This is a genomic window from Streptomyces sp. MBT65, from assembly GCF_016612545.1.
Lineage (GTDB): Bacteria > Actinomycetota > Actinomycetes > Streptomycetales > Streptomycetaceae > Streptomyces.
The window spans coordinates 1-360 of record NZ_JAENRY010000806.1; the positions used below are offsets into that span (position 1 = coordinate 1).

Annotated in this window: 1 pseudogene; it reads left to right on the forward strand. The window is 77.2% G+C overall.

The window, feature by feature from the left end:
- Positions 1 to 17: 17 nt before the first annotated feature.
- Positions 18 to 360: pseudogene (locus tag JHN63_RS52200) on the forward strand (hypothetical protein); the annotation flags it as partial.

Here is a 360-nt window from a genome sequence, read left to right on the forward strand (position 1 = left end):
GCCTCACCACGCTCCCGGTGACCGCAGGCCTTCCCGACTCCGCAGAGGCCGACGGCCGCGCCACCCCCTCGGGGACCGACGGCGATGCCCCTTCGGCGGCCGCCGACCTCACCGCCCGCCCGGCGTCCACCGGCCCCTCCGCGTCCGACGGCCTCCTCGACGCCCCCGGGGCCGAGGACTTCACCACTCCTTCCGCTCCTCCTGCATCCGCCGACGGCGCCGAGACCCCGGTGCCCGATGCCCCGGCGGACACCGGCCGTACTGTCCCCTCGGCGGTCGCCGCCCTTCCCGACTCCGCAGACACCGACGAACCCACCACCCCCTCCACGACCGACGACCGCCTCACCACCCCCGCCGAGG